The organism is Pseudomonas sp. TE50-2, from assembly GCF_040813665.1.
In the GTDB taxonomy this organism is placed as follows: Bacteria; Pseudomonadota; Gammaproteobacteria; order Pseudomonadales; family Pseudomonadaceae; genus Aquipseudomonas; species Aquipseudomonas soli.
Genome location: NZ_JBFNXN010000001.1, coordinates 1,881,343 through 1,899,841 on the forward strand (window position 1 = coordinate 1,881,343; position 18,499 = coordinate 1,899,841).

Genomic DNA, 18,499 nt, shown 5'->3' on the forward strand with positions numbered 1-18,499 from the left:
GGCTGCCCATGCTCAGCAAGAAGATCAGAAATGTCGCGCTGCTAGGCGGGATCGCCGCCGTGCTGGTTGCGGTAGGCTATTGGAACATCAGCCCGGAAAGCTTCCTCGAGCAACCCCAGGCCCAGGTCGACCAGAGCGCCATCGACTACTACGCGATCAACGCCCACAGCCTGCAGTTCCTGCCCGACGGCAAGCTGCAGTACGAGATGACCGCCGCCAAGGTCGAGCACCTCAAGGCCAGCGAGGTCACCCTGGTGACCACCCCCGACCTGCACATGTACCGTGGCACCGAGTACCCCTGGCATGTGCAGAGCAAGCGCGCCGAGGTCAACCCGGACGGCACCGAGGTGGAGCTGATCGACGAAGTGCGCGTGGCGCGCACCGACGAGAAGCAACGCGAAACCATCATCACCAGCACACGCATGACCGTGTTCCCGCAGAAGCAATATGCGCAGACCGAGCAAGCCGTTAGAATCGACGGCGCCGGTGGCACGACTACGGGCAAAGGAATGAAAGCGTATTTGAAAGAAGGCAGGATGGACCTGCTCTCTAACGTAAGAGGACAGTATGAGGCTCGTTAAAACCATCCCCCTTCTGCTCAGCCTGGGCGTAGCACTGGGAAGCGCGAGCGCCTTCGCCCTGCCGAACGACCGTGACCAGCCGATCCGCATCCAGGCGGACAACGCCCACCTGGACGACAAGCAGGGCGTCGCCACCTACACAGGCGATGTGATCATCACCCAGGGTTCGATGATGATCAAAGGCAACACCGTGACCATGACCCGCGCCGCCAACGGCGATATCGACGTGGTCACCTCGGTGGGCAACCTGGCCTACTTCGAGCAGCAGCAGAGCGCCGCCAAGCCCGACAAGATGAAAGGCTGGGCCGTGACCATCCAGTACCAGGCGCAGAAAGACGTGGTGATCCTCACCGACCGCGCCAAGGTCGAGAACGAAGGCAACACCACCGAAGGCGAGAAGATCGTCTACAACACCAAGACCCAGGTGGCTACCGCCGGGCGTGGTGGCAACGTGACTGCACCGCGTCAGCGTATCGACATGGTCATTCAACCGAAGAAAAAGGCCGAGTAAATGGCAACCCTCAAAGCCCAGCACCTGGCCAAGAGCTACAAGGGCAGGCAAGTCGTGCGCGACGTCAGCCTGTCCATCGACAGCGGCCAGATCGTCGGCCTGCTCGGCCCCAACGGCGCCGGCAAGACCACCTGTTTCTACATGATCGTCGGCCTGGTCCAGGCCGACCAGGGCCGTGTGCTGATCGACAGCCTCGACGTCAGCCACCAGCCGATGCACGGGCGCGCCCAGGCCGGTATCGGCTACCTGCCGCAGGAAGCCTCGATCTTCCGCAAGCTGTCGGTGGCCGACAACATCATGGCCATCCTCGAGACCCGCAAGGACCTCGACCGCGAAGGCCGGCGCAAGGAGCTGGAAAGCCTGCTGCAGGAATTCCACATCAGCCACATCCGCGACAACCTGGGCATGAGCCTGTCCGGTGGTGAGCGTCGCCGGGTCGAGATCGCCCGCGCCCTGGCCACCGCACCCAAGTTCATCCTGCTGGACGAACCGTTCGCCGGTGTCGACCCGATTTCCGTCGGCGACATCAAGCAGATCATCCACCACCTCAAGAACAAGGGCATCGGCGTACTGATCACCGACCACAACGTTCGCGAGACCCTGGACATCTGCGAGACGGCCTACATCGTCAACGATGGCCAGCTGATCGCCGAAGGCGATGCCGAGACCATCCTGGCCAACCAGCTGGTCAAGGAAGTTTACCTGGGGCACGAGTTCCGACTCTGACCGCAGGCCTGCCCGGAGCACTGGCGAATGCGCCTGATCGGGGCTTAAGTTGTTACAGTGCTCTAGGCAAACGCTGCAATTTCAGGCATATAACTTGCTTAAAGTCGGCGCCCAAGCGCCCTACGTGTAGTGGATGGCGCATGCGCGCCGGCAACAAGGTATTAAGCCCCAGCCATGAAACCATCGCTCGTCCTAAAAATGGGCCAGCAACTGACGATGACACCTCAGTTGCAACAGGCCATCCGCCTGCTTCAGCTCTCCACCCTGGACCTCCAGCAGGAAATCCAGGAAGCGCTGGAGTCCAACCCGATGCTCGAACGTCAGGAAGACGGCGAGGACTTCGACAACAGCGACCCGATGGCGGACAACGCCGAGAACAAGCCGGTCGCCGAAGCCCAGGACAACAGTTTCCAGGAAACCTCCAGCAGCACCACGGAAAACCTCGAGGACGGCGAGTGGGCCGAGCGGATCCCCAACGAATTGCCGGTCGACACCGCCTGGGAAGACATCTACCAGACCAGCGCCAGCAGCCTGCCCAGCAACGATGACGACGAATGGGACTTCACCACTCGCACATCGGTGGGCGAGAGCCTGCAAAGCCACCTGCTGTGGCAGCTCAACCTGGCGCCGATGTCCGACACCGACCGCGTGATCGCCGTCACCCTGATCGACAGCATCAACGCCCAGGGCTACCTCGAAGACACCCTCGAAGAAATCTGCGCCGGTTTTGACCCGGAGCTGGACATCGAACTGGACGAGGTCGAGGCGGTACTGCACCGCATCCAGCAGTTCGAGCCTGCCGGCATTGGCGCCCGCACCCTCGGCGAATGCCTGCTGCTGCAACTGCGCCAGCTGCCGGCCTCGACACCCTGGATGAGCGAGGCACAGCGCCTGGTCACCGACTTCATCGACCTGCTCGGCAGCCGCGACTACAGCCAGCTGATGCGTCGGATGAAGCTCAAGGAAGACGAGCTGCGCCAGATCATCGAACTGGTGCAGAGCCTCAACCCGCGCCCAGGCTCGCAGATCGAGTCCAGTGAACCCGAGTACGTCGTGCCCGACGTCATCGTGCGCAAGGACAGCGAGCGCTGGCTGGTCGAGCTCAACCAGGAAGCAGTGCCGAAGCTGCGCGTCAATCCGCAGTACGCCGGCTTCGTCCGGCGCGCCGACACCAGCGCCGACAACACCTTCATGCGCAACCAGTTGCAGGAAGCGCGCTGGTTCATCAAGAGCCTGCAGAGCCGCAACGAGACGCTGATGAAAGTGGCGACGCAGATCGTCGAACACCAGCGTGGCTTCCTCGACCATGGCGACGAGGCCATGAAGCCGCTGGTCCTGCATGACATCGCCGAGGCGGTGGGCATGCACGAATCGACCATTTCCCGGGTGACCACGCAGAAATACATGCACACCCCGCGCGGCATCTACGAACTGAAATACTTTTTCTCGAGCCACGTGAGCACCGCCGAAGGCGGCGAATGCTCGTCCACGGCAATCCGCGCGATCATCAAGAAACTGGTGGCTGCGGAAAATCAGAAAAAGCCATTGAGTGACAGCAAGATCGCTGGTTTACTGGAGGCACAAGGCATCCAGGTAGCCCGTCGCACCGTCGCCAAGTATCGCGAGTCGTTGGGGATTGCCCCCTCGAGCGAGCGCAAGCGGCTGATGTAGCCCCCGGATGTGCCACAGCGTTTCAGTGGCAGGTGCAACACCTGCCTCTTTATGCACGGGCAACAAAGGAGAAGCTGTATGCAAGTCAACATCAGTGGACAGCATGTAGAAGTCACCCAACCACTGCGCGATTACGTGCTCGAGAAGCTCGCCCGGGTGGAGGGTCATTTCGACAAGATCACCAACGTGACGGTGATCATGAAAGTCGAGAAGCTTCAGCAGAAGATCGAAGCCACGCTCCAGATTCCCGGCGGTGAGGTGGTTGCCAACGCCGAACACCAAGACATGTATGCAGCCATCGATGCCCTGGCCGACAAGCTCGACCGCCAACTGAAAAAACACAAGGAAAAACAGCAAAGCCTGCTGCAAGGCGCAGCCGCCCGCTGATCCCCCTCATCCATGATCCGACTTGAAACCATCCTGACCCCCGGCCGTTCCCTCGTGAACGTGCCGGGCGGCAGTAAGAAGCGCGCCCTGGAAAAGGTCGCCAACCTGATCGCCGAGCAAGTACCCGAGCTGGAGATGCAAGACGTCTTCGACAGCCTGTGGGCTCGCGAAAAACTGGGCTCCACCGGTTTTGGCAATGGCATCGCCATTCCCCACTGCCGCCTGGCAGGTTGCAGCGCGCCTGTCAGCGCCCTGCTGCACCTGGATGCCCCCATCGATTACGATGCCATCGATGGCGCACCGGTCGACCTGCTGTTTGTCCTGCTGGTCCCGGAGGCCGCCACCGACGCCCACCTTGAACTGCTGCGCCAGATCGCCAGCATGCTCGATCGCAAGGAGGTCCGCGATCGCCTGCGTGCCGCCGACAGCAGCGAGACCCTCTACCAGGTCGTCCTGGACGTACAGAACGAGCACTGAACATGCGCCTGATCATCGTCAGCGGTCGCTCCGGCTCCGGTAAGAGCACCGCCCTCGACGTGCTGGAAGACAACGGCTACTACTGCATCGACAACCTGCCCGCCGGGCTGTTGCCGCAGCTGGCTGAAAACGCCTTGATCAATACCGAGCTGCTGCAGCCCAAGGTTGCGGTTTCGATCGATGCACGCAACCTGCCCAGCCATCTGTCACGCTTCCCGCAGTTGCTGGAGGAGGCACGTTCCCGGCATATCCAGTGCGACGTGCTGTATCTGGATGCCGACGAAGACACGCTGCTCAAGCGCTTCTCGGAAACCCGCCGCCGCCACCCGCTGACCAACGACAGCCGTTCGCTGGCTGAGGCAATCCGGGTGGAGAGCGAGCTGCTGGGGCCGATTGCCGACCTTGCCGACCTGAAGATCGACACCACCAACCTGAACCTGTACCAGTTGCGTGACTCGATCAAGCTGCGCCTGCTCAACCAGCCCGAGCCCGGCACTGCGTTTCTCGTCGAGTCATTCGGTTTCAAGCGTGGCATGCCGGTGGACGCCGACCTGGTGTTCGACGTGCGCTGCCTGCCCAATCCGTACTGGAAGCCGGAACTTCGCGAACATTCCGGCCTCGAACAGCCGGTGATCGACTACCTGGCCGCGCAGCCGGACGTCGAAGAGATGTTCCAGGACATTTCCAGCTACCTGCTCAAATGGCTGCCGCGCTTCGCCGCCAGCAACCGTGCCTACGTCACCATCGCCATCGGCTGTACCGGCGGCCACCACCGCTCGGTGTACATTACCGAACGGCTTGGCCAACTGCTCCAGCAATCCCTGAAAAACGTCCAGGTCCGCCACCGCGACCTCTAGCCACAGGATCCGCCCCACGATGCCCGCCCGCGAAATCACCATCATCAACAAGCTGGGCCTGCATGCGCGGGCGGCCGCCAAGTTCGTCGGCGTGGCCGGGCGTTTCCCCTGCCAGGTACGGGTCGGGCGCGCGCCGGACAAGCTGGTGGACGGCAAGAGCATCATGGCGGTGATGATGCTCGCCGCCGGCAAGGGCACTCAGGTGCACCTGCTCACCGAGGGCGAGCAGGACGGTGAAGCCATGGATGCGCTGGTCGGCTTGATCAACAACTTCTTCGACGAAGGCGAGTAACGCTTTCCCCTTCCGCAACATCCTCTTCCAATTGTCAGGATGCAGACTCACCACATTGCGTTTATACCCATATAGGTATAGATTCGACAGGTGAATTCATGGAGCAGGACAGGCAACCCAAACCGCTGTACTGGGTCGGAAGCAGCAAAAAGGACCTGCAGTGCCTACCCGAGGGCGTCCAGCAAACCGTCGGCTTCGCTCTGCATCTGGCTCAAACAGGAGGCAGGCACCTACAGTCGAAAGTCCTCCGAGGCTTTTCAGGCGCTGGCGTTCTTGAGGTCGTGGAAGACCATGACGGCAACACCTATCGTGCGGTCTACACCGTACGTCTCGGCGTTGCGGTGTATGTCTTGCACTGCTTCCAGAAGAAGTCCACGGCGGGCATCAAGACGCCCCAAACAGACATCGCACTGGTGCGCAATCGATTGAAGCTTGCACAGGCCCACTCAGAAGGAATCCAGACATGAGCGAAATCGAACAAGGCAGCGGCAATGTCTACGCGGACCTCAACTACCCTGATGCGGACGAGATGCTGGTCAAGGCACGCCTGGCGAGCAAGATCTGCAGCATCATCAAGGCCCGTCATCTGACCCAGATGCAAGCCGCACAGATCCTTGGCCTGCCCCAACCTAAAGTCTCGGAAATGATTCGCGGCAAATTCCGTGGTATCAGCGAAAGCAAGATGATCGATTGTCTTGCACGCCTTGGCCGTGACGTGCAGATCGTAGTCAAGGCCGCGCCGCGGTCACGACCTCAAGGACGGGTTGAAGTCATTTTCGCCTGAACAGCACTCAAAGCCGGCAAACGAGAAACTCGGCTCATCCTGCGCTTTTCACGACATCGCCGTGTCCATCACCATCATCAGACAGAACCCGACACACAACCCCAGGCTCGCCAGGCGGTGATGCCCGTTGCTGCGTGACTCCGGAATGATCTCCTGGGTCACCACCAGCAGCATCGCTCCCGCCGCGCAGGCCAGGCCCAGCGGCAGCAACAGTTCGGCGATGTTCACCAGCCAGGCACAGATCACCGCGGCCAGCGGCTCGACCAGCCCCGATGCCGCACCGATCAGGAACGCCTTGAAACGCGGCATGCCCGCCCCTGCCAGCACCAGCGCGATCACCAAGCCCTCCGGCACATCCTGCAGCGCAATGCCCATGGCCAGGCTATCGGCATCAGCCATCCCGCCACCGGCGGAAACCCCGATGGCCATGCCCTCGGGGATGTTGTGGGCAATGATGGCAATGACGAACAGCCAGATCCGCGCAGCGATTACCGGTTGCTGCTCACTGCCGACCAGAGCCTCCGGCGAAGCGCCGGAGACCTTGAGGTCGACCAAGAACAGGCACAACGCGCCGAACAACAGGCCGCTGCTGATCACACCACCGGCGCCCCATGGGCTGAAGCCGATGGCCTGGGCCGCATCCAGCCCGGGAATGATCAGCGAGAACGCGGTGGCCGCCAACATCACCCCGGCACCAAAACCGAGCAAGGTGTCGGCCACGGCCACTGGCATGTTGCGGATTACCAGCACCGGCACTGCGCCCAAGGCCGTCCCCAATGCGCACAGTGCTCCGCCCTCCAGGGCTCGCAACATGCGCGGTTCCAGGTCCAGCCAGGCGATGCCACGCGACACCAGCAATGCGGTGCCAACCAGCAACAGCACGGTCCCAAGCGCCAGGCGGAACAGGCGCACACTGCTGACAGACATCACCTCGGAGCGCATACCGGTCAGACTCACTTCAGGACTTCAAGGTAGCGGCGTTCCACTTCGGTCCAGTCGACCACGTTGTAGAAGGCGCCAATGTACTCAGGACGGCGGTTCTGGTACTTCAGGTAATAGGCGTGCTCCCAGACATCCAAGCCGAGGATCGGCGTGTTGCCGTGCATCAGCGGGCTGTCCTGGTTACCGCTGCTCTCCACCACCAGCGTTTTCTGCGGGGTCACGCTGAGCCAGGCCCAGCCACTGCCGAACCGGGTCAGCGCGGCCTTGGTAAAGGCCTCCTTGAACGCCTCGAACCCACCGAGCTGCTGGTCAATGGCCTTGGCTACCTGACCCTCGGGTTGGCCACCGCCCTTGGGCGACATGACGGTCCAGAACAACGTGTGGTTGGCATGGCCGCCGCCCTGGTTGACCACCGCCCCTTGCAGTTTCTCGGGCAGTTGCTTGACCGCGCCCACCAGTCGCTCCACCGGCCATTCGGCCCATTCGGTGCCCTCGATGGCGGCGTTGAGGTTGTTGATGTAGGCCTGATGGTGCTTGCTGTGGTGGATCTCCATGGTCTGGGTGTCGATGTGCGGTTCCAGCGCATCGTAGGCGTAGGGCAACGCAGGCAAGGTATGTGGCATATCAATGGATTCCGTAGGCAGGTTTGCGATCCGTGATGTCCGCGTGCGCGACCAGTTCGCTGGCTGCGGGCGCCTGGCGGTTCAGCAGGCGCTCGGTACGCGGGTATTGGCCGTACTCGGCGATGAAACTCAGCAGTTCGGTGTAGGTGCGCCCGCTGTGGCGCAAGGCCGCGTCGCGCAGGGCCTGGGGCAGGCGCGGATCCTGGCTGGCCTGGAGCAGCCGCTGGTGCGCCGCGCACAGGTAGTCGGCGCTTTCGTGCGGCTGGTTCAGGCGCAGGTGCAGGTCGGCCAGGTTGTGGTGGGCGATGACCAGTGCGGCCACCGCCTCGTCGACGTCATGCCAGCGCTCGAACAGCACCTGGGCCAAGGCCAGTGCTTGCAGGTAGTGCTCCCGGGCGTCGACCAGCTCGCCCTGCTCGAACAGGCGGTTTGCATCTTGGGTGGTGCGTTTCCAATGCTGCATGACGTGCCTCCTGGGCGGCCCGGGTTCAGATGCCGCCAGCGGTGAGTTTTTCCGGGTCCAGCAACGCTTCGAGCTGATCACGCGACAGGTCGGTGTGCTCCAGCGCCACATCGATGATCGGACGCCCTTGCTTGTAGGCGGTCTTGGCGATCTCGGCGGCCTTCAGGTAGCCGATGATCGGATTCAGCGCGGTGACCAGGATCGGGTTGCGCGACAGCGCCTCCTTGAGCTTGGCCTCGTTGACCTTGAAGCTGGCAATCGCCTTGTCGGCCAGCAAACGGCTGACGTTGGCCATCAGCTCGATGCTCTCCAGCAGGTTGCGGGCAATTACCGGCAACATCACGTTGAGCTCGAAGTTGCCCGACTGGCCGGCCACGGCGATGGTCGCGTCGTTGCCGATCACCTGGGCGGCGACCATCGCGGTGGCCTCCGGGATCACCGGGTTGACCTTGCCCGGCATGATCGAAGAGCCTGGTTGCAGGCCTTGCAGCTCGATTTCACCAAGGCCGGCGAGCGGGCCGGAGTTCATCCAGCGCAGGTCGTTGGCGATCTTCATCAGCGCCACGGCAGCCGTCTTGAGCTGGCCCGACAGCGCCACCGCGGTGTCCTGGGAGCCGATCAGGGCAAACAGGTTCTCGCCGGGGGTGAACTCGACCTGGGTCAGGCCACTCAACTGGCGGGCAAAGCCTGCGGCGAACTGTGGGTGGGCATTGATCCCGGTGCCCACGGCCGTGCCGCCCTGGGCCAGCGCTTGCAGGCTCGGCAACGTGGCTTCGATATGCGCCTGGGCACCCTTGATCTGGGCTGCCCAGCCACCGAGCACCTGGCTCATGCGTACTGGCATCGCGTCCATCAAATGGGTACGGCCAGTCTTCACATGCTTGTGCACCTCGACTGCCTTGGCCTCGATCACCTGGGTGAGGTGGCGCAAGGCCGGCAGCAGCTGTTCGTGCAGGGCCAGGGCGGCGCTGACGTGAATGGTGGTGGGGATGATGTCGTTGCTGCTCTGGCCACAGTTGACGTGGTCATTGGCATTGACCGGCTCGCCCAGCACATGGCTGGCCAGGGTCGCGATGACCTCGTTGGCGTTCATGTTCGAGCTGGTGCCGGAGCCGGTCTGGAACACGTCCACCGGGAAGTGCTGGATGAAATCCTCGGCCAGCAGCTGTTCCACCGCCTTGACGATGGCCGCGCCCTGCCCTGCGCTGAGCTGTTCCAGCTCGACGTTGGCCTTGGCCGCAGCGGCTTTGGCCAGCAGCAAGGCACGGATGAACTGGGCCGGCATCGGCTTGCCGCTGACCGGGAAGTTGTCGACCGCGCGCTGGGTCTGGGCACCGTACAGGGCCTGGGCCGGCACCTGCAGTTCACCCATGCTGTCGCGCTCGATACGGGTATCACTCATCTTCAAGTCCTTGCATCAGTTCTTCGGGAGAAATCGACGGCAGCAGCACGCAATTGGCGAGCTGCATCGCGTAGGGCTGCCAACGCTGGTTCTGTTCGAGGCGGTCGAGATTGCGCAGGTCGAGCAGCGGGCGCCAGGCCTGGTCCAGGCACAGGCAGCGCCAGTGCCAGGGCAACATACGATCGTTGGCGGTATCGAGCAGCAGACGCAAGGCGGTCAAGGCCACCGTCCACGGCGAGGTCTCGGTGCAGCACACCAGATAGCGGCCTTCGGCGAGGTAGTGCTCGATCAGGCGTGGTTCGTCGGGTTCCAGCGCGCAACGGATGCGCCGGCTGAGCCAGCGCCAGTTTTCCAGGTAGGGCAGTTCGTGGAGGACGGTTTTCATGAACATCATCGCCGGGTTACTGGATAATGATATTCATTATTAAGTGATAAATAGAATCAGTTCAAGCTAGACGATAGGCAAAATAAACCCGGCGCGATGGCCGGGTTGTTCGTCACCAAAAATACTGATGCGTGGGAGCGGGCTTGCCCCGCGATAGCTGCAATGGCCAATCGCGGGGCAAACCCGCTCCCACGCTCTATCCCTACAGAGCGCCGATCAGCTGCCCGCCACCGTCATGCGCTCGATCAGCACCGAGCCGCTGTGGATATTGCTACGCGTCTCGATATCGCTGCCAATTGCGACGATCTGCTGGAACATGTCCTTCATGTTGCTGGCAATGGTCACTTCTTGCACGGCGTGCTGGATCTCGCCGTTTTCCACCCAGAAGCCCGCCGCACCCCGCGAGTAGTCGCCGGTCACCATGTTCAGCCCATGGCCCATCAGCTCGGTTACCAGCAGGCCACGGCCCATGCGCCGGATCAGTGCGGCCTGGTCCTCGACGCCGTGGGTGACGAACAGATTGTGCACGCCACCTGAGTTGGCGGTGCTCGGCAAACCCAGCTTGCGCCCCGAATAGGTGCCCAGGATGTACGACACCAGCTCGCCTTTGTCGACGAACGGCTTGGCGTAGGTGGCCAGGCCATCGCCATCGAACGCCGCACTGCCCAGCGCACGCGGGATGTGTGGCCGCTCGTCGAGGGTCAGCCAGGTGGGGAACAGGCGCTGACCAAGGGTACCCTCGAGGAACGACGACTTGCGGTACAGGTTGCCGCCGGAAATGGCCGACAGGAAGCTGCCGAACAGGCCGCCGGCGAGCTCGGCCGAGAACAGCACCGGCACCTCGCAGGTGGGTACCGGACGGGCACCCAGGCGGCTTGCCGCGCGCTGCGCGGCACGCAGGCCGATGCTACGCGGGTCGGCCAGCAGCTGGCCCTGGCGATTGACATCGTACCAGTAGTCACGCTGCATCTGCCCATCGGCTTCGGCGATCATCACGCAGCTCAGGCTGTGGCGAGTGGATGCATAACCACCGATAAAACCATGGCTGTTGCCGTACACCCGCACACCCTGATGGGTATTGAGCGTGGTGCCGTCGGCGTTGCTGATGCGCTTGTCGGCATCGAACGCCGCCGCCTCGCAGGCCAGCGCCATCTCGATGGCTTTCTCCGGCTCGATGTCCCAATCATGGTAGAGGTCCAGGTCGGGGATCTCACGGGCCATCAACGCGGCATCGGCCAGCCCCGAGCAGGTGTCCTCGGAGGTATGTTTCGCGATTGCCAGCGCGGCGGCGACCGTCTCGCGGATCGCCTCAGGGCCGCTGGCCGAAGTGCTGGCCGAACCCTTGCGCTGACCTACGTAAAGAGTGATGCCGAACCCCTGGTCGCGATTGAACTCGACCGTCTCGACTTCGCGCTGGCGCACCGTGGTGGACAGGCCTTGCTCCAACGACACCGCCACTTCGCAGGCGCTGGCGCCCTGGCGGCGCGCCTCGGCGACGATCGCCTCGACCTGCTCCTGCAACGCCGGCAGGTCCTTGGGGCCTACGCTCTGGACTGCACTCATGGTTTTCTCCACTGAAAATTCTGCGTACGGCTTGGGTCATTCTACGACCGGGCCGGACAAGCGGCCCCCGACTGGTTATCATGGCGGCGATTTCTTGCGGACGGCCCCCATGGTTGATTCTTACGACGACGCCTTCGATGGCGAAAAAAGCAAAACCCAGATCAAGCGCGAGCTGCATGCGCTGGTCGAACTCGGTGAACGCCTCACCACCCTCAAGGCCGACACCCTGGCCCGCCTGCCGCTGACCGACGAGCTGCGCAAGGCGCTGGACGAAGCCAGCAAGCACACTGCCCACGGCGCCCGCAAACGCCACATGTCGTTCGTCGGCAAGCTGATGCGCGTGCAGGACCTGGACGCCATCCATGCCGTGCTCGAGCAGATCGACAGCTCCAGCCGCCAGTACAACGAGCGCTTCCACGGCCTCGAGCGCTGGCGCGATCGCCTGATCGACGGTAACGACGAAGACCTCGAGCGCTTCGTCAACGAGTTCCCCGACACCGATCGCCAGCACCTGCGCTCGCTGATCCGTCATGCCCAGCATGAAAAGGCACGGAACAAGCCGCCTGCCGCTGCGCGTAAAGTGTTCAAGTACATCCGCGACCTCGACGAAACCCAGCGCGGGTTGCGTTAACGTCCTCGCGGGGCAAGCTCGCTCCCACGACCTGCGTGGGAGCGGCGGTGCGCCGATGCGACTTGCCCCGCGATCTGTCATCAAGCGCCGGTACCGCCCACGGTAATCGCGTCCAGCTTCAGGGTCGGCTGCCCTACCCCGACCGGCACCGACTGCCCATCCTTGCCGCATGTCCCCACGCCGCTGTCCAGCGCCAGGTCGTTACCGACCATCGACACACCGCGCATCGCTTCCGGACCATTGCCGATCAAGGTCGCGCCTTTTACTGGCGCGGTGATCTTGCCGTCCTCGATCAGATAGGCCTCGCTGGTGGAGAACACGAACTTGCCGCTGGTGATGTCCACCTGGCCACCGCCAAGGTTGGCGCAGTAGATGCCCTTCTTCACCGACCGGATGATTTCCTCGGGATCGCTGTCGCCAGCACGCATGTAGGTGTTGGTCATGCGCGGCATCGGCAGGTGCGCGTAGGATTCGCGCCGGCCGTTGCCAGTCACCGCCATGCCCATCAGGCGAGCATTGAGCTTGTCCTGCATGTAGCCCTTGAGGATGCCGTTCTCGATCAGCGTGGTGCACTCGGTCGGCGTGCCTTCGTCATCGACGCTGAGCGAGCCGCGACGGCCTTCGAGGGTACCGTCGTCGACAATGGTGCACAGGCTCGAAGCCACCTTTTCACCGATACGACCACTGAACGCCGAGCTGCCCTTGCGGTTGAAGTCGCCTTCCAGGCCGTGGCCGACCGCCTCGTGCAGCAGCACGCCGGACCAACCCGGGCCGAGCACCACCGGCAGCGTGCCGGCCGGAGCGGGAATCGCCTCGAGGTTGACCAGCGCCTGGCGCAGCGCCTCACGGGCGTAGCCCATCACCCGCTCTTCACTGAAATAGCGATAGTCGGTGCGCCCACCGCCGCCCTGCCCACCACGTTCGCGACGTCCGTTGTGCTCGACGATCACGCTGACGTTGAAGCGCACCAGCGGACGCACGTCGGCGGCCAGGCTGCCATCGGCGGCGGCCACCAGGATGCGCTCCCACACCCCGGCCATGCTCACGCTGACCTGCTGGATGCGCGGATCGAGGGCACGGGTGGCGGCATCGACGCGCTTGAGCAGCTCGACCTTCTCGGCGCGGGTCAGTACATCCAGGGGGTTGTCAGGCGCGTACAGGGCGGTCACGTCCTGACTGCGGAAGGCTTGCACAGTGCCGTTCTGCCCGGCGCGGGAGATCGAGCGGGCGGCGCGCGCCGCCGACGTCAGGGCTTCGAGGTTGATCGCATTGCTGTAGGCAAAGCCAGTCTTCTCGCCGGACTGGGCACGCACGCCCACGCCCTGGTCGAGGTTGAAGCTGCCCTCTTTGACGATGCCGTCCTCCAGTGCCCAGGTTTCCGAGATCTGGCCCTGGAAATACAGGTCGGCGGCATCGATGCCGGGACCGGCCAACTCGCCCAGCACCGTCTGCAGGCTGTCGAGGGTCAACCCGCCCGGGGCCAGGAGCTGCTCACTGACGGTGGATAACATCTGGCTCATAGTCACTCCGAGGTATGCGCAGGCCGCAAGGCGTCCTGCGAGAAAAAGCGCCGGTGCGTTGTTACCGGCATGCGCGCCCGGATGGACGCCTGTTCTTCGATATCGCGCGTGGCGAGCAACACCGCCTCGCCCCGCGCCTGTTGTGCGACGATCCGCCCCCAGGGGTCGACGATCGCCGCCTGGCCGTGGGTTTCCCGCGGCCCCGGATGCAGGCCGCCCTGGGCGGCCGCCAGTACATAGCACTGGGTCTCGATGGCCCGTGCGCGAATCAGCACTTCCCAGTGCGCAGCGCCGGTCACCGCGGTGAACGCCGCTGGCGCGCTGATCAATTCGGCCCCGGCGGCGCGCAAGGCGCTGTACAGCTCGGGGAAGCGCAGGTCGTAGCACACCGACAGGCCCAGGCGGCCCACCGGTGTGTCGGCCACCACCACCCGGCTGCCGTGGGCATAATCGTCCGACTCGCGGTAGCGGCCACGGTTGTCGGCCACGTCCACATCGAACAGGTGCAGCTTGTCGTAGCGAGCGGCGAGCTCGCCGTGCTCGTCGACCAGCAACGAGCAGGCATGGGCCTTGGCCTCCGGCTGGCCGACCGGCGGCAGCGGCAGGGTACCTGCGACTATCCATAACCTGAGGTCGCGGGCGGTGCGTTTCAACCATGGCAGGATCGGCCCCTCGCCCAGCGCCTCTGCCCTGCCGATGGCGGCGGCGTCGCGACGGCCCATGGCAGCGAAGTTTTCCGGCAGCACCGCCAGGCGCGCGCCTCCGGCGGCGGCCTGCTCGAGCAGCGCCGTGGCACGTTGCAGGTTGGCCAGCACATCGTCCTGGCTGACCATCTGGATCACTGCTGACGTCATGACCACCCCGGGATTATTTGTCGAAAGGTTTCACAAAGGTGATTTTAGGCTCTTTGACCGGACCTTCGACGCGATAGTGCACACTGGCGAACCGCGCCACCCGGTCACCGATCAGGCGATCGACGAGGAACAGCGCGCCCCCGACCGCCGGCGCGCCGACAATCAAGGCGGCCAATGGCAGGTTGTTGGTGACCGGCAACGTCACCAGCAGCTTGGCGTCGACCCGATCACGGACGAAGTCCATGGTGCCGTCGAGTTCGAAATTGCTCGACGGGCCGGTGACGGTGATCGGCTCTCGCGTCACATAGACCCCTTCGCTGGCCACCAGCAAGCCTTTGACCCGATCGTAGGCCAGGCCCTTGCTGAACAGGTCGGAGAAGTCCAGGCGCAGGCGCCGGCCAATGGAGTTGAAGTTGAGCAGCCCGAACACCCGCAAGGCCTGGGCGCTGCCCTCGACCTCGACAAACTGGCCACTGCGCAGCGCCGCGTCGAGGCTGCCGGAGTACCGGTTGAGGCTGACCCAGGCCGGCGAGCCCGGCCAGCGGCCATCCACGTCCATGCGGAAGTCGCGGCTGGTGACGGTGGGGGCAAAACCCCAGGCCTTGAGCACATTCCCCAGGTCCTTGCCGTCCACGCGGCCTTTGTACCAGCTGGACGTGCTGCCGGGCTCGCCTTCCCAGCCACCGCTGCCGTCGATATGCAGCCCCTTGAGGTCCAGGTCGATATCGCTCATGGCCATGCCCCGGGGGGTCTGGCGCAGCTTCAGGGTGGCGCTGCCGAACAGGTCGTCGCCGCGGTACAGCTTGTCGATGGTCAGGTCCAGCGGCGGCGCCTTGCGCGGGTCGAACCCGGCCAATGGATCCGGCGCGTTCTCGACCTGGGCCTCATTCGGATCGGCTGGCGGCAGGCGCAGGCTCTGCAGGCGGACGGTCATGGGCGTGGCCTTGGCATCGGGAATGCGCGCATTGCCGATGACTTCCTGGCTGTCCAGGCGCAGGTCCCAGGCCGGACCACCACGCATCAGGCGGATCACCGCCTGGTTGAGGTCCAGGCCGAACGCCTTGAGCTGGCCGATGCTGAGGTCAACGCTCTGCAGGTTCTGCCGGGCACTGCCGCCCGGATCCTTGCCGGCCAGGCGCTCCATCTGTTGCTGCCAGGGGGCCAGGTCCAGCGTCTCCAGCCGGCCACGCACCCGCAGGCCCTGGCCAGACGGCAAGCTGGCCTCGCCCGTGCCCAGCAACAGCTCGCCACGCCCTTGGCCCAGCTTGTCGGCCGGCGCGGCATAAGCGAAGCGGGCCAGGTCCGCATAGCTGCCATCGATGCGCCGTTCCGGGCCCTGCAGGGTCAGGCCGAAGCGGCTATCACGGGTCTCTGCGGCGGCCTTGCCAAAAGGCGCCGGCAGATCGATGGCCAGGCCCTTGAGCGACGAATTGACGGTCAAGCGGTTGTCGCGGCTGCCCAGTGTCACTTGCAACTGATAGGGCAGCTCACCTGAGGCTGGCAGCGGCTGCGTGAACTGCAACCAGTCGGTCAGGGCCTTGAGGCCGACCTGGCCATTGGCATTGATCCGGGTCTGGATCTGCCCACCCTGCCCTTCGGCGCTGATCTGCGCGCTGACCGGCTTGCCAAAGGCGTGCAGGCTGATGTCCTTGCCGCTCAGGCCCTTGTCGAGGTCGAAGCTGAAGTCGCCCTTCAGCTGGCTCAGTTCCAGGGCCGGTGGCGCCACTTTCAAGGTAGCGTCCGCGGTCGCGAAGTTCACCAGCACCTTGGGCCGCTGCCCGTGGGCCAGGGGTACGTCGAGCTTGACCTTGCCCTTGAGCGGCCCCTCGCCTTCCCAACCGGCGAAGATCTCCCCCGTGCCGATGGGCGCTTCCTTGAGGATCTTCAGGCCATCGCCGAGGCTGCCGTCGAAATCACCGTCGAGGATCAGGTGGCTGTGCTGGTCGCCTTCGACATGGGGAATGTCGACGCTGACATCACTGACCTTGGTGTCCAGCAGCAGCCCATGATGGGCCTGGATGCGCACACCAGTGTCTTCGATATACACATTGCCATCGACCTGCTGCACCTGCGGCCAGCCTGGCTGGAAATCCAGCGCGGCGTCATGCACCTTGAAGAACAGGCTGATATCGCGGGCATGGGGCGGCGCATTGTGATGCAGCGACCCCTGGTACTGGAAGTAGCCCTCGTCGACATTGCCCTTGACGATGGCGCTGCGCAGCCATTCGTCCAGGGCGGGGCTGAGCACCTCGGGCAGGTACTTGGCGGTGTAGCGCCCGTCGCCTTCGGTAAGGCCGACGCGCAGGTCCATGTAGTCTTCATGGCCCGGCTGCAGGTGGATGCGAATAAGGAAGTCCGCCGCGATCTTGCCTTCGTCGCCCAGTACCTTGATGTAGGGGGCGACCAGGGTGAAGGCCTCTTTGTCCAGGGTCCAGGTCAGGCGGGCATTGGCTTTCGGGTAATGCCAGGGTTTGCCGAAGATCGGGTACAGGTGCAGCATGAACGCCTGGGTATCCAGGCGCAGCTCGCCGTGCCCAAGGTCACCGCTGATCGCCCCGGAGACATTGCCCGCCGCCGGCGCGCCGTGATAGGCATCGAAGCCGACCTTCTCCAGGTTGGCGGCGAACTGCAGCCGTTGGTCGCCTTCGGCCTTGGGTCGGATGTCCAGGCGCACGTTGCGCAGGGCGCCGGTGACCTTGAGCGCATCGACCACGATCATCAGCTTGTCCGGCAATGGCGCCAGGGCGTCGATCAAGGGCGTCAGCGGGGTCAGGTCGAGGCGGTCCGCCTGCACCTGCCAGCTTTCCTCGGCCGGGTTCTGGCCCGGACGCTGTGCCAATTGCAGGTGCGACTCCCAACGGTTCTTGCCAAGGCTCATGGCCAGCGAGTCGACGGCGACGTCGAAGCCCTGGTCCCGGCGCTGGAACCAGGCCGACAGGGCCAGATTGTCCACGGTGATGGCCTTGCGCCCGGTGTAGGCGCCCTTGAGCTGCGGGGCATTGAGGCGAACCATCGCCTGCTGCAACTGCCCTTGCTGCCAGTCGATCCACAGCTCACCACCAGCGCGCAGCGCGCCGGCCTGCCACTGGCCCAGCAACTGCGGCGGCAGCCAGCGTGCCCAGTCGCTTTGCGGCAGGCTCAGGTAAGCCTGCACGCGCCCGTCGCGCCAGGCCTTGGCCGTGGCGCGGCTGTTCAGGCTCAAGGCCAGGGGCTGGCCGTCGGGCAGCGTGGCACGCAGGTCGAGGCTCTGGCGCGAGGCGCCTGCCTGCAAGCCAAGGCTTACGTAGGTGAGGGTCAGGGGGTCTCGTTGCCAGGGATGCAAGGTGACCTGGCTGTCGAAGGCATCGATTCGACCGAGTTGGCGCAGACGCTTGAGCGCATCCGCAGGATCCAGCGGCGCATCATCCTTGTGCGGCAGGCCTTCCAGAGCCCAGTCGCCCTGCTCGTTCTCGCGCAGGATCAATTGCAGCCCACTGAGCTGGATGCGCGCCAGGCGCACTTCGCGCGCCTTGAGACTGGCCCACAGGTCAGGCACCAGCTTGACGTCGTCCAGGCGCAGCGCCGAGGCGCCTTCGCCCAGTTGCAGGTCACGTACACGCAGTACCGGCGCCAAGCCACTCCAGCGCCCCTCGAGCGCCCCGACGTGCACGGGCATGCCCAAGGCCTGTTCGGCCTTGAGTTCGGCGTCTGCACGGTATTCGGCGACCAGAGGCACCAGTTGCCGACCGAGGCTGACATACAGCGCCACCAGCACCGCCAGCAGGGCGCAGATAACCAGCCCCCAGCGGGTCAAGGCGCTCAGAACGCGGGTCAGACGTTCCATGGCCGAG

The 18,499-nt window shown here is 64.1% G+C and carries 20 protein-coding genes; 11 read left to right on the plus strand and 9 right to left on the minus strand.

The annotated features are described in order from the left end of the window. The first annotated feature begins 8 nt into the window (after positions 1–8). The 10 genes from lptC to AAHK21_RS08615 all read left to right on the plus strand — a co-directional run bounded on the left by lptC (position 9) and on the right by AAHK21_RS08615 (position 6,286). Positions 9–581, plus strand: a complete 573-nt coding sequence (gene lptC / locus AAHK21_RS08570; RefSeq protein WP_046856968.1) for an LPS export ABC transporter periplasmic protein LptC — start codon at positions 9–11, stop codon at positions 579–581. After that, entirely contained in the window at positions 568–1,092 is a 525-nt protein-coding gene (gene lptA, locus AAHK21_RS08575; protein WP_023629083.1) for a lipopolysaccharide transport periplasmic protein LptA, read from the plus strand. The genes lptC and lptA overlap by 14 nt, the downstream gene beginning before the upstream one ends. Further along, positions 1,093–1,818 (plus strand): LPS export ABC transporter ATP-binding protein, encoded by a 726-nt coding sequence (lptB, locus tag AAHK21_RS08580; protein ID WP_023629084.1) that lies wholly within the window; start codon positions 1,093–1,095, stop codon positions 1,816–1,818. 174 nt (positions 1,819–1,992) lie between these two features. Continuing rightward, on the plus strand, positions 1,993–3,489 hold the full coding sequence (locus tag AAHK21_RS08585) for an RNA polymerase factor sigma-54 (protein WP_367857004.1): 1,497 nt from the start codon (positions 1,993–1,995) through the stop codon (positions 3,487–3,489). A 78-nt stretch (positions 3,490–3,567) separates the two neighbouring features. Continuing rightward, the gene (gene raiA, locus AAHK21_RS08590) at positions 3,568–3,876 is read left to right on the plus strand and encodes a ribosome-associated translation inhibitor RaiA (protein WP_023629086.1); all 309 of its coding nucleotides are present in this window, start codon (positions 3,568–3,570) and stop codon (positions 3,874–3,876) included. Positions 3,877–3,888: 12 nt separating this feature from the next. Next, on the plus strand, positions 3,889–4,353 hold the full coding sequence (gene ptsN / locus AAHK21_RS08595; RefSeq protein ID WP_046856969.1) for a PTS IIA-like nitrogen regulatory protein PtsN: 465 nt from the start codon (positions 3,889–3,891) through the stop codon (positions 4,351–4,353). A gap of 2 nt (positions 4,354–4,355) precedes the next feature. Beyond that, a complete protein-coding gene (gene rapZ, locus AAHK21_RS08600) occupies positions 4,356–5,210 on the plus strand; it encodes an RNase adapter RapZ (protein WP_023629088.1) in 855 nt (284 codons plus the stop codon). A 19-nt stretch (positions 5,211–5,229) separates the two neighbouring features. Next, a complete protein-coding gene (locus AAHK21_RS08605; protein ID WP_102682716.1) occupies positions 5,230–5,502 on the plus strand; it encodes an HPr family phosphocarrier protein in 273 nt (90 codons plus the stop codon). 98 nt (positions 5,503–5,600) lie between these two features. After that, a complete protein-coding gene (locus AAHK21_RS08610) occupies positions 5,601–5,969 on the plus strand; it encodes a type II toxin-antitoxin system RelE/ParE family toxin (protein WP_102682715.1) in 369 nt (122 codons plus the stop codon). Then, on the plus strand, positions 5,966–6,286 hold the full coding sequence (locus AAHK21_RS08615; RefSeq protein WP_050704093.1) for a helix-turn-helix domain-containing protein: 321 nt from the start codon (positions 5,966–5,968) through the stop codon (positions 6,284–6,286). The genes AAHK21_RS08610 and AAHK21_RS08615 overlap by 4 nt, the downstream gene beginning before the upstream one ends. A gap of 48 nt (positions 6,287–6,334) precedes the next feature. On the opposite strand, the gene AAHK21_RS08620 is transcribed toward AAHK21_RS08615, so the two are convergent. The 6 genes from AAHK21_RS08620 to pmbA form a co-directional block, all read right to left on the minus strand. Then, the gene (locus tag AAHK21_RS08620; RefSeq protein WP_367858971.1) at positions 6,335–7,228 is read right to left on the minus strand and encodes a ZIP family metal transporter; all 894 of its coding nucleotides are present in this window, start codon (positions 7,226–7,228) and stop codon (positions 6,335–6,337) included. A gap of 11 nt (positions 7,229–7,239) precedes the next feature. Further along, positions 7,240–7,851 (minus strand): superoxide dismutase, encoded by a 612-nt coding sequence (locus AAHK21_RS08625; RefSeq protein ID WP_367857006.1) that lies wholly within the window; start codon positions 7,849–7,851, stop codon positions 7,240–7,242. A 1-nt stretch (position 7,852) separates the two neighbouring features. After that, entirely contained in the window at positions 7,853–8,314 is a 462-nt protein-coding gene (locus tag AAHK21_RS08630; RefSeq protein WP_046856972.1) for a DUF2753 family protein, read from the minus strand. Between the two features lie 25 nt (positions 8,315–8,339). Continuing rightward, entirely contained in the window at positions 8,340–9,716 is a 1,377-nt protein-coding gene (locus AAHK21_RS08635) for a lyase family protein (RefSeq protein ID WP_046856973.1), read from the minus strand. Further along, positions 9,709–10,110, minus strand: coding sequence for a hypothetical protein (locus tag AAHK21_RS08640; protein ID WP_046856974.1), 402 nt, complete (start codon positions 10,108–10,110; stop codon positions 9,709–9,711). The genes AAHK21_RS08635 and AAHK21_RS08640 overlap by 8 nt, the downstream gene beginning before the upstream one ends. Before the next feature lie 207 nt (positions 10,111–10,317). After that, complete coding sequence (gene pmbA, locus AAHK21_RS08645) at positions 10,318–11,664, minus strand: metalloprotease PmbA (protein WP_367857008.1); 1,347 nt, start codon at positions 11,662–11,664, stop codon at positions 10,318–10,320. A gap of 109 nt (positions 11,665–11,773) precedes the next feature. Here pmbA and yjgA point away from each other — a divergent pair, with 109 nt between their 5' ends. Beyond that, positions 11,774–12,295 carry a ribosome biogenesis factor YjgA gene (gene yjgA / locus AAHK21_RS08650; RefSeq protein ID WP_023632090.1) on the plus strand — a complete coding sequence of 174 codons (522 nt, stop codon included), beginning with the start codon at positions 11,774–11,776 and terminating at the stop codon, positions 12,293–12,295. 80 nt (positions 12,296–12,375) lie between these two features. Here the strand turns inward: yjgA and tldD are convergent, their stop codons facing one another. Genes tldD through AAHK21_RS08665 form a run of 3 tightly spaced genes read right to left on the minus strand, consistent with a single transcriptional unit; the run spans position 12,376 to position 18,492 of the window. Then, complete coding sequence (gene tldD, locus AAHK21_RS08655; protein ID WP_367857009.1) at positions 12,376–13,815, minus strand: metalloprotease TldD; 1,440 nt, start codon at positions 13,813–13,815, stop codon at positions 12,376–12,378. Between the two features lie 2 nt (positions 13,816–13,817). After that, complete coding sequence (locus AAHK21_RS08660) at positions 13,818–14,669, minus strand: carbon-nitrogen hydrolase family protein (protein ID WP_367857010.1); 852 nt, start codon at positions 14,667–14,669, stop codon at positions 13,818–13,820. A gap of 13 nt (positions 14,670–14,682) precedes the next feature. Then, on the minus strand, positions 14,683–18,492 hold the full coding sequence (locus AAHK21_RS08665; protein ID WP_367857011.1) for a YhdP family protein: 3,810 nt from the start codon (positions 18,490–18,492) through the stop codon (positions 14,683–14,685). Positions 18,493–18,499: the final 7 nt, after the last annotated feature.

Bases quoted from the DNA above. Each gene is read 5' to 3' on its own strand.
- lptC (WP_046856968.1), top strand. From the start codon at position 9: ATGCTCAGCAAGAAGATCAGAAATGTCGCGCTGCTAGGCGGGATCGCC.
- lptA (WP_023629083.1), top strand. From the start codon at position 568: ATGAGGCTCGTTAAAACCATCCCCCTTCTGCTCAGCCTGGGCGTAGCA.
- lptB (WP_023629084.1), top strand. From the start codon at position 1,093: ATGGCAACCCTCAAAGCCCAGCACCTGGCCAAGAGCTACAAGGGCAGG.
- AAHK21_RS08585 (WP_367857004.1), top strand. From the start codon at position 1,993: ATGAAACCATCGCTCGTCCTAAAAATGGGCCAGCAACTGACGATGACA.
- raiA (WP_023629086.1), top strand. From the start codon at position 3,568: ATGCAAGTCAACATCAGTGGACAGCATGTAGAAGTCACCCAACCACTG.
- ptsN (WP_046856969.1), top strand. From the start codon at position 3,889: ATGATCCGACTTGAAACCATCCTGACCCCCGGCCGTTCCCTCGTGAAC.
- rapZ (WP_023629088.1), top strand. From the start codon at position 4,356: ATGCGCCTGATCATCGTCAGCGGTCGCTCCGGCTCCGGTAAGAGCACC.
- AAHK21_RS08605 (WP_102682716.1), top strand. From the start codon at position 5,230: ATGCCCGCCCGCGAAATCACCATCATCAACAAGCTGGGCCTGCATGCG.
- AAHK21_RS08610 (WP_102682715.1), top strand. From the start codon at position 5,601: ATGGAGCAGGACAGGCAACCCAAACCGCTGTACTGGGTCGGAAGCAGC.
- AAHK21_RS08615 (WP_050704093.1), top strand. From the start codon at position 5,966: ATGAGCGAAATCGAACAAGGCAGCGGCAATGTCTACGCGGACCTCAAC.
- AAHK21_RS08620 (WP_367858971.1), bottom strand. From the start codon at position 7,228: ATGCGCTCCGAGGTGATGTCTGTCAGCAGTGTGCGCCTGTTCCGCCTG.
- AAHK21_RS08625 (WP_367857006.1), bottom strand. From the start codon at position 7,851: ATGCCACATACCTTGCCTGCGTTGCCCTACGCCTACGATGCGCTGGAA.
- AAHK21_RS08630 (WP_046856972.1), bottom strand. From the start codon at position 8,314: ATGCAGCATTGGAAACGCACCACCCAAGATGCAAACCGCCTGTTCGAG.
- AAHK21_RS08635 (WP_046856973.1), bottom strand. From the start codon at position 9,716: ATGAGTGATACCCGTATCGAGCGCGACAGCATGGGTGAACTGCAGGTG.
- AAHK21_RS08640 (WP_046856974.1), bottom strand. From the start codon at position 10,110: ATGATGTTCATGAAAACCGTCCTCCACGAACTGCCCTACCTGGAAAAC.
- pmbA (WP_367857008.1), bottom strand. From the start codon at position 11,664: ATGAGTGCAGTCCAGAGCGTAGGCCCCAAGGACCTGCCGGCGTTGCAG.
- yjgA (WP_023632090.1), top strand. From the start codon at position 11,774: ATGGTTGATTCTTACGACGACGCCTTCGATGGCGAAAAAAGCAAAACC.
- tldD (WP_367857009.1), bottom strand. From the start codon at position 13,815: ATGAGCCAGATGTTATCCACCGTCAGTGAGCAGCTCCTGGCCCCGGGC.
- AAHK21_RS08660 (WP_367857010.1), bottom strand. From the start codon at position 14,669: ATGACGTCAGCAGTGATCCAGATGGTCAGCCAGGACGATGTGCTGGCC.
- AAHK21_RS08665 (WP_367857011.1), bottom strand. From the start codon at position 18,492: ATGGAACGTCTGACCCGCGTTCTGAGCGCCTTGACCCGCTGGGGGCTG.